At 48.2% G+C, this 8,738-nt stretch carries 6 protein-coding genes; 1 reads left to right on the top strand and 5 read right to left on the bottom strand.

From position 1 onward, the window contains the following. Positions 1 to 212 precede the first annotated feature (212 nt). Positions 213 to 2,345 (bottom strand): 5-histidylcysteine sulfoxide synthase, encoded by a 2,133-nt coding sequence (ovoA, locus tag KDK19_RS09840; RefSeq protein ID WP_257291837.1) that lies wholly within the window; start codon positions 2,343 to 2,345, stop codon positions 213 to 215. Between the two features lie 268 nt (positions 2,346 to 2,613). Beyond that, positions 2,614 to 3,768 (bottom strand): PatB family C-S lyase, encoded by a 1,155-nt coding sequence (locus KDK19_RS09835; RefSeq protein WP_257291836.1) that lies wholly within the window; start codon positions 3,766 to 3,768, stop codon positions 2,614 to 2,616. Positions 3,769 to 4,013: 245 nt separating this feature from the next. Between KDK19_RS09835 and KDK19_RS09830 the strand changes: the two genes are divergently transcribed. Continuing rightward, positions 4,014 to 4,955, top strand: coding sequence for a hypothetical protein (locus tag KDK19_RS09830; RefSeq protein ID WP_257291835.1), 942 nt, complete (start codon positions 4,014 to 4,016; stop codon positions 4,953 to 4,955). On the opposite strand, the gene mnmH is transcribed toward KDK19_RS09830, so the two are convergent. The 3 genes from mnmH to KDK19_RS09815 form a co-directional block, all read right to left on the bottom strand. Further along, complete coding sequence (gene mnmH / locus KDK19_RS09825; RefSeq protein WP_257254382.1) at positions 4,931 to 6,040, bottom strand: tRNA 2-selenouridine(34) synthase MnmH; 1,110 nt, start codon at positions 6,038 to 6,040, stop codon at positions 4,931 to 4,933. The two genes, KDK19_RS09830 and mnmH, sit on opposite strands and share 25 nt — an antisense overlap. 215 nt (positions 6,041 to 6,255) lie before the next feature. Then, positions 6,256 to 7,488 carry a hypothetical protein gene (locus KDK19_RS09820; protein WP_257254381.1) on the bottom strand — a complete coding sequence of 411 codons (1,233 nt, stop codon included), beginning with the start codon at positions 7,486 to 7,488 and terminating at the stop codon, positions 6,256 to 6,258. A 466-nt stretch (positions 7,489 to 7,954) separates the two neighbouring features. Beyond that, positions 7,955 to 8,359, bottom strand: coding sequence for a hypothetical protein (locus KDK19_RS09815; protein ID WP_257254380.1), 405 nt, complete (start codon positions 8,357 to 8,359; stop codon positions 7,955 to 7,957). Between the last annotated feature and the right edge of the window lie 379 nt (positions 8,360 to 8,738).

The following is an 8,738-nucleotide window of genomic DNA, read 5'->3' as shown; positions in this document are numbered from 1 at the left end:
TTGTTCAAACTGGAAACTGTTTTTGCTCACACTGAACCCGTAATCGTTGTCTTGATCGGGCAATATAATGGAAAACTGAAGCTCATAACAGGTATTAGACTGACAAGGGGAACTATTGCTCCGGAGATGGTCAGCGGTGCCTGAACAGGATTTGCGAAGAATAGAAAGGTCAGGAGCCTGATAAAGAAGTCATTCTCAGGCTCCTGCTTGACTCAGGGAGTCTTTTTTTTCCAGAACGTGGCCTGAGCAACCGTATGCTGGTGCTTTCTGGCGGTTTCCCGGATGACAAAAGGAATATCTCTGGGTGGTTTGATTTCCTCAAAGTGTTGGCTTAGAACTCTTCTCAGCCCGTCATAGGTTGTGAGGGCTTCACCATTCTCGCGTATTCCACCCAGCCATTTCTCTTTTGACGTGTATTCTTCCAGCCAGGTGTAAGGCGAGGTCAGCACCAGCAGTCCCTCCGGGCGGATTCTCTCATGTACAGAAGACAGGAATTTATGGGGATCATTCAGTCGGTCAATCAGATTCCCGGCAAAGATCAGGTCATAGTTGTTGTACTTGGGTTTGAGGTTACAGGCATCGCCCTGGGTAAACAGCACGCGACTGACATCAATGTCATCGGCAAAATCTGTCAGTTTGGCTTCACGGTATTCACCCAGTTCGCCCTCGGAAGGTACAAAGTATCGAATTTTTCCGTTCTGCTGAAGCTTTGCGGCCGCAGAGATAAAACGAGCTGAGAAGTCGATACCGTCTACATGATTGAACCAGCGGGCCAGCTCAAAACTGCTTCGCCCTACCGAGCAGCCAAGGTCCAGTGCCCGGGTGCAATTATGGTCTTTTAGCAATTCATGGCAGACCCTGGCACAGGCCCTGGGGAAGTTTTCAACGCCAAAGTAGCTGTCGCCATAATGGAATTCCAGGTACTGAGCCACCAGTGCATCGGTTTCATAGGGGTTCTGGCTGGTATTATGTTCAGCGGTGGATTCAACATAGCGAAAACCGGCGTGCTGGAAAAAATGCCGTCTGAAGGCATACCGCGAATCCCGAATTGCATAGTTGCCTGTCGAGATCCAGCAGCCACCCTTAATCAGGTTATGCCTGCCATCAAATGTGGGGGTTGAAAAGTCATCATAGTAGGGATGAACCCTGAAGCCTTCAAAGGCATCAATGGGTGTCGTTGTCCATTGCCAGACATTGCCAATGACATCATAAAAATCCCCAGTCCTGAACTGGTTAACCGGGCAGGAGGAGGCCCAGTATTCAAGGTTGATGTTGCCCGGAGCCTGTTCCCAATAGGGTTGGTCTGTTTCAATGGTGTCTCTCAAACAATACCATTCAGCTTCAGATGGCAGTTGTATTTGCAGGCCTGTCATTTCTGATTTCCATCGGCAGAAAGCCTGAGCTTCGTGACAGTTGACATCCACAGGCCAGTTCCAGGGCATGTCTATTTCTTCCAACATGGCCCGGTATCGGTAATTTTCATCACCGGGAACCCAGAACTCAGGGTGTATGGCTTCGGCAAAGGTAGCCCATGCCCAGCCCTCATCGGTCCAGTATTTTTCGGTGTTGTATCCGTCATCCTGAACAAACTCAAGAAACTCCTGGTTGCTGACCAGGAACTGGCTGGCCTTGAAGGCAGGGATACTTTCTTCATAGTGACCATACTCGTTGTCCCAGCCATAAAGGGCATGATCAAAGGGTTTTCCGAGAATCTGGTGGCCACCCGTATGTTCAATTAACTGATTTTCCGGGGCGGCCCCTGAACTTTTACAGGGTTGCCAGTTCGGGTGGGGCGTGACGTAAGCCAGAGGTAGCTGACGAATCAGAACCGATGAGGTTTCGAGGTGGATGCGCTCATGCTCAATGCCCATCATGATTAGCCAGGCCGGACTTTCCCAGGTGATGGGTACGTCCAGAGGCATGTTTTCAATAAAATCAATGACCCGTGCCCTGACCTTTCGACGGTATTCTTTCATGGCTGGAACCGTAGGCCAGTCGTAGTTATTTTCGTCCAGATCATCCCAGGACATTTCATCAACGCCGATGGCCACCATTGCTTCGATGTCCGTATCTACCCGTTCGTTAATCAGGCGGGCAGCAATCAGCTTATTGATAAAAAATGCTGCCGTATGGCCGTAGTAGAAAATCAGCGGGTGTCTCTGGGAAATGGCTTTGCGGTAAAAAGCTTCATCATTGGTGAGTGTTTCAAAAAGACGGTCGTAAATATCGTAGGTTTCGCAGAAATACTGATTCAGTTCCTGTCGTTTTTCTTCCGGGGTACCTGAGTCGAGAATCAGCGTTCTTGTCGGGATCGGAAGTGGCGGAGTGTTTTCTGTAGGCGTCATCTTCAGCACGAGCTAATCTCCAAAGCATTTGATGAATGCTGTCCGGTTTGATCAGAGTCTATTAAAGTATCCTATATGGTTTAGAGCTTAAAGGCAGAAGTATCAAGATTGACAGATGTGTCAATGTTAGCAGATTAACTCATAAAGGCTTTGCTGTCTGAGCCATCCGTTATCAAAGTGGCGGGCCATCATCAGCAAGTGGGTGTTCTGAAAAGTGTTGAAAGGGCCGTCATTTATTCAATGACAGCCCGACATTTAATTACGCCAGTCAGGATTTCAGATTGGCTACTGCTGCCTTGATCCTGCGGATGCCTTCTTCCAGAGTGGAGCGGCTGCAGCCAAAGTTCATTCTCAGGTAGTCACGGTCTCCAAACTGAGCGCCGGGGGAGAAGCCGACACCGGCCTCTTCAAAGAAACGGTGAGGATCATCCAGTCCTAATTCGCTGACGTTAATCCAGGCCAGGTAGGTAGACTGAAGAGGCAGCATAGTTAGCCCCTCAATACCGTTGATTTCAGACATCAGCAGGTCGTGGTTACCCCGCAGATAGTCCAGCAGACTCTGGCGCCAGGGTTCACCGTGCTCATAGGCGGCCCTGGCCGCCGTGAAACCCATCAGCATGTTATCCGGATCAGGGACAATTCCTTTGCGAACTCTCTGGAACTCCATACGCAGTGTGCCATCCGGTATTATGGCAAAGGCGCAGCCTAAGCCGGCCACATTAAATGTCTTGGAAGGAGACATCAGGGTGATGGAGGTGTCACGGGTGAAGTCACTCAGACTGGCGTAAGGTATGTGCTCGGCGTTGCGATCAAGAATAAGGTCGCAATGCACTTCGTCGGAGCATACGACAATGTTGTACTTTTTGCAGAGTGCCTCGATAGTCTCCAGTTCTTTCCGGCTGAGCACGCGGCCATTGGGGTTCTGTGGGTTACACAGCATCAAGAGTCGGGTGTCTTCGGTGATCTTGCTTTCAAATGCCTCCAGATCAAACTGCCACTGATTATCTCTGATAACCCAGTCCAGTCCGATCATTTCGCGCCCACCCAGCTTGGGAGCCATCAAAAAGGGATAGTAAACCGGTAGAGGCACGGCAACGGTTTCTCCGGGACCGGCAACACTCCTCACTGCAATATTGAGTGCCGTTACCAGCCCGGGCAGCCAGACGATCCAGTCTCTTTCAATCTGCCAGTCGTAGAGGTTATGCATTCGCTCGACAATGCGTTCTTCCAGGCCCTCATCGGCCAGAGTATAGCCAAACACACCATGTTCAACACGTTGTTGCATAGCTTCAATGATTTCGGGGGCGGATTTGAAGTCCATATCCGCCACCCAGAAAGGCAATATATCTCTTTCCTTGTAGCGATCCCACTTCAGGCTTGAGGTATGAGTTCGGTTGATAAAAGTATCGAAATCTATGGACACGAATACTTCCCTTGGTATTGGATTGAATCGGTTGTAACGATACTACCTGCAGCCAGTCTTTTTTGAAATGGGATTTATCGGGACGACTATCTTGAAAAACACCGCCGGGAAGTGCAGCCAATTTTATCCGTTTTGCTGTCTCGCTGGTCGGCTGAGGAGGGCAATCCCTGCCCGGAGGCTGGAAAATCAAGATGTTGTAGACAATGCTCAGAGAACCTTAAGTTTCTGTTTGGAGTGGTACCGGGTTGATTTCCAGAGGCGTTGTCTATTCACTGGTGTCGGGGGCATTGCTGGGAAGTTTGATCATTCTTCCTGAATGGATGTCGGAATATACGGCTATAGAACTGGTAGCAGGACGCTTTGCAGCATTTGGTCTCTGGATCTCTATGATCGTTCTTTTTCGTCGCGAGATGATTCAAAGAGCCCGGCTGGGTGATATCCAGAAGTGGGTTTGGGTGGCCCTGCTGACTAATGTTCTTTATTACCTTTTTCTTATTATCAGTATCCGAAGCCTCGGCGGAGTCTTTGCCTGTATTCTGATGGCCGCTTTACCCATGATTTTTCAGAAATGCTTTTTGACCAGAAAAGCTGGCAGTCAGCTCACTATTCCTTTACTGCTGTTGATTGGAGCGCTGTTTCTGTTGATGTCCCAGAAGTTTGATCAGGTTTCTCCGGACTCACATGAGCAGAGTATGGCCAATGGCTTGTTCTGGTTACTGTTGGCGAGCATCAGCTGGCTCGCAGGTACCCGCATACAACTGTTAATGGCCATTGAACATCCCGATATTGGTCCTTCCGATCGTTATCTGTTAACCGGATTAGGCTCTATGTTGGCACTCCCCATGATTTATCCACTGACCTGGCTGGACCATCCCGAATTTACCCTCTTTTCGAAAGGTGTTGCCAATATTGACTGGGCTTACTTCGGAGGAGGACTGCTGTTGGCAGGCGTATTAGCCACCGGTTTGGCCCGGATATGCAGACGCAAGGCGGTGTTGCATAACAGTGATTCAGGATTTTATCCCTGTACATCGCTGGAAGTTTTATTTGGAGTACTTTTTGTCTTTATGCTGGAGGGGCGCATACCCAACGCTCAGGAGTGGGCCGTCATTGCCATTCTGGTTTGGGGTATGGCCCTCTTTTACCGGAGTCGAACTGCTTCTCAGTTCAATACCAGCTCGGGATAGCTGCTTCTGATCTCTTCCCGGTTGCCCCTGAAAAGAATTCTTCCTTGTTTTTGCTCCAGTTGATATTCGTACATGGGGTCGTAGTAGCCCACCAATAACTCCTCAATCAGTGGCCGGTAACCATCAATGATGCCATGAACTTCATGCTGCAAAAGAGCTGAGGATAGCAGTTCTCCCAGCGCCTTATAGCGGGCTCCACCCAATCTTTTACGAATCCGGTAAAGGCTGTCAGCCAGGCCCTGGCTAAACCGGGCGAAGCCCTCTTTTTTACCATAAACCGTCTCGAATTCGGCCAGATTATCACGGACATACTCCTGGAGAGCTATCTCTACACGATCTTTGATGAACGTTTCCAGCAGAATGATCGGGGATTGCTGCATCTTGTCCCTGAATGCCCGGGACAGACCGCAACGCCCGATCAGCTTGCTTTCGTCTTCCAGAAGTACCGATCGGCCTGGTTTAAAATGGCGGTGCTTGAGCATGGCGATAGAAAGGCGGCTTTCAAAGTCAATTTGGGTGGGCTGGCCACCGTAACGGCGACCGAAGCTCGATCCTCGATGATTGGCCAGACCTTCCAGGTCAATACTGTCTTCAATGTCATGAATCAGACGAGTTTTGCCGGTACCGGTTTTGCCAGCGAGAATCATAAAGGGAATATCATCAACAGACTGTTCCAGTTCATCAATCAGGAATCTTCTCATGGCTTTGTAGCCCCCCTCGACCAGAGGGTAGGGATATCCGGACTCTGCCAGCCAGGATTGGCTGATATGAGAGCGCTGACCGCCGCGAAAACAGAATAGGTAGCCATCTGGGTGTTGTTGAGCAAATTGCTGCCAGAGAGTCACTCTTTGAGTACGAACATTGTCAGTGGCCAGCTCATAACCCAAAGAGAGAGCTGCTTCCTGCCCGTACTGCTTGTATTCAGTACCAATCACTTTGCGTTGGTGATCGTCCAGAATAGGCAGATTGGTCGCCAATGGAAATGAACCCTTGCTGAATTCAACGGGGGCCCGAACATCCATCAGGGGGGCATCATTCAGGAACAGTGAGAGGTAGTCGGTAGTATCCGGGCGTTGTTGGGTCATATAATTCCGTTGCAGCCTGACGGGGGTGGGCTGGCTTATTGTCCAAAAGCGCAATAGTTTGGCTGCAACCTGTCTGTTCAGGCAAGTACGGATTGTCTCTAATGGGTTTAGAAGAGTGAAACCTACACCGGACTTTTTTATCCTTTTCGCTCTAATACACCATCCTGACCTTTGAAAAGACAACCTGAAAGTCCACTGGAGATCATGTATGGGTATCAGAACTGAGATGCATCCAGATCAATTATTATCTGACCCGTGCCTGAGGGTTCAACTCTGTAGATAAAACGGTAGAGGCTTGCCAGCGATACGAATGTAAAAAAGCCCAGACCGGAGGCTACGGTAATAATCGTGGGGTTGGGTTGATATCCAAAGGGAGCAATAACCGACATTGGCAGTTTTTCATGACTAAGTATCTCATAATCACCACCAACAGTTATATTTTTGTCTATATTCCAGAGCGTGCTGGATTCACCGGCAAGTCTTTCAAAGTTATGCCAGGCTCTCGAGAACAGTCCGGCCCCCAGAGTGGCGATTAAAGTCCATGCGAATGCTTTCGCATAGGGGTTGTTGGTCCGCTGATAGCAGAATAAAGGTTGTGCAGCAATGAATGCCAGAGGGATGCCAGAGAAAGCAATGGCTGCGTACTTTTTATCAAGAATCAGCGGTAAAGTAATGAGAGCACCTCTTCCGGTTTCGCGAAAGGTGTTTGAGACAACATTTATCAGTAATCCTGACAAGACGAGTTCTTTTCGACCTGCAACCCCTCCTGCGATCCCGAGAGCCCAGCCACCGAGGCTCAGGCCGGCTTTTAATCTTGTTAAGCCTTCAACAACTGCAATCCATTTCTCGGGGATTTTCTTACCAGATTCCGCGAGCCCGACCCCGGCAGTATAAACACCCGCCATTGTGATTAAACTGGTGGCAGTGGCTGTCGCCATAATCTTTTTGGTGGCTTTTGGATTAAACAGAAGAGCGCCTTTAAGCAGTATGTACATCTCTAAGCCTTCAGAAACCCAGACAGAAAAGCTGGTCAGCCACCGATCGTAATCGGGTTTGTTTTTTTTGACGTCTGTTGTAGGGGGGGATTCACATCCCAGCTTATCTTTAATAGCGTTAAAGTCAGAGCTGTTACTATAGATTACAGTTGAATTGTTCGGGTCGTTGCTCTTTGAGCAGATGAAGGCTTTCAGTATCCCCTGGTCCTCCCCGCAACTGATATCGTCTGAGGATGTCAGAGCCAGTGTGATGCCCATTGACATCCTGTCCGACAGAACGGCATCGGGTTCAGAAGCGGATGCGATTCGATTAACTGCGGAAGAGGATGGGGAGTTGTCAGGATTGATTGACTCTGTCGTATTTATGACAAGATCTGCCAAGGCTGAATGTCCGGGAATATAAGTCATCATCGTCGATATTAAAAACACCAGGTAAGGTTTTAACCGTAGCATTGGATCTGTCTCCGTGAGCTGACAGGCCGATTGATCAGTTAGGCTGGCTGGTTTGAACAGATTTGTCTTGGCTCGGGTAGGTATAGTCAATGTGAGGTGAAATGCAACTTGTTTGTATTTGCAGGGTAGCCATGCAGACGGCAGAGATCGTGCATATACATGGGAACTACAATTCCGTTGTTGGTAAATCAGTCATTGTTGGATCGGTACTTGTGGGTTGTACTCTCTGGATTAGTGATAAAGGCTTGGCGGAGTAAAGAATGCTCTGTACACACTTCTGGAAGGAGACGCGGTGGGCTCTTTCCTGGCACACAAACTGTTTCCAGGAGCTTGTGTATCATTCAAACACATCAGAACTGATGTGGTATCGGGAATGATTAGACGATAATGAGAGTTTTTTTGCCGCATGGCGGCTTGGATCATCAAGTGGTTCCGGGTGACGCCTGGAGCGCACCTGGTTACGACCTCATCTTATGAAACATTCCTTGTATAGATACACTGTTGCAAAGCTGAGAGGTAAAGCACCCGCGACCTCAATCAAGGAGGTTGTCTCAATTCCGGCACGGCAACAACCTAGTAGCCACATATTGTCGAAAATATAGATTGAGCCAATAATTAGTGCCGTAGAGAAGCTATTTAATGGGCGAAATTTTGGCGACAACTTAGGTAGCACAGAGCCGGCCGCAGCTCCGGCTAAAAGTAAAAAACTAATGTCTTCCGAATTAATGTCCAGAATGCATATGTACTCAACAGCATTTTCATCCTCTAGCTTACTTGTATAATGCAGCGAAAAATTATAAGAATAAGCATTTGTAGTCATGAAGCTCATAATAACTGCAAAAAAAACAGTAATTCTGATTAGATCTTTCATATTCCATCCTGCTGCATGAAAGCCGGAGTATAGTTAGTAGAACCTGAAGAATTGCAATTTATTCAGTGAATTGTATTAAACTGGATTCGGAATGATTTTTTATTGACCAGGTTTTAACACTTCTTTTTTGTCCGCTAATGTAAACCTTTGTCGAGTGACCGGCTTCATGAATTTTGTGACCTTTATACCCTTTATCCGCAAAACAGCGGTTAGGTGCCACGAGCCCTGTCAAGGTTATAATTTTTCTGACTTGACACAGGCTTTGAAAAAACCACAATAACCCTAAGTTGGCTTTTCTTTGCTAACTGCATGTATATGTCCCAAGATTTTCTCCTTTCAATCGGTGAGAAAATCCAAGCATCCCCTGGTATGGGTTGCC

This window comes from Endozoicomonas sp. ONNA1, from assembly GCF_024606325.1.
GTDB lineage: Bacteria > Pseudomonadota > Gammaproteobacteria > Pseudomonadales > Endozoicomonadaceae > Endozoicomonas_A.
Note: the sequence above shows the minus strand (reverse complement) of the source record. Positions and strands in the feature narration are given on the sequence as shown.

Coding starts and splice junctions, on each gene's coding strand:
- ovoA (WP_257291837.1), bottom strand. CDS start 2,345: ATGACGCCTACAGAAAACACTCCGCCACTTCCGATCCCGACAAGAACG.
- mnmH (WP_257254382.1), bottom strand. CDS start 6,040: ATGACCCAACAACGCCCGGATACTACCGACTACCTCTCACTGTTCCTG.
- KDK19_RS09820 (WP_257254381.1), bottom strand. CDS start 7,488: ATGCTACGGTTAAAACCTTACCTGGTGTTTTTAATATCGACGATGATG.
- KDK19_RS09815 (WP_257254380.1), bottom strand. CDS start 8,359: ATGAAAGATCTAATCAGAATTACTGTTTTTTTTGCAGTTATTATGAGC.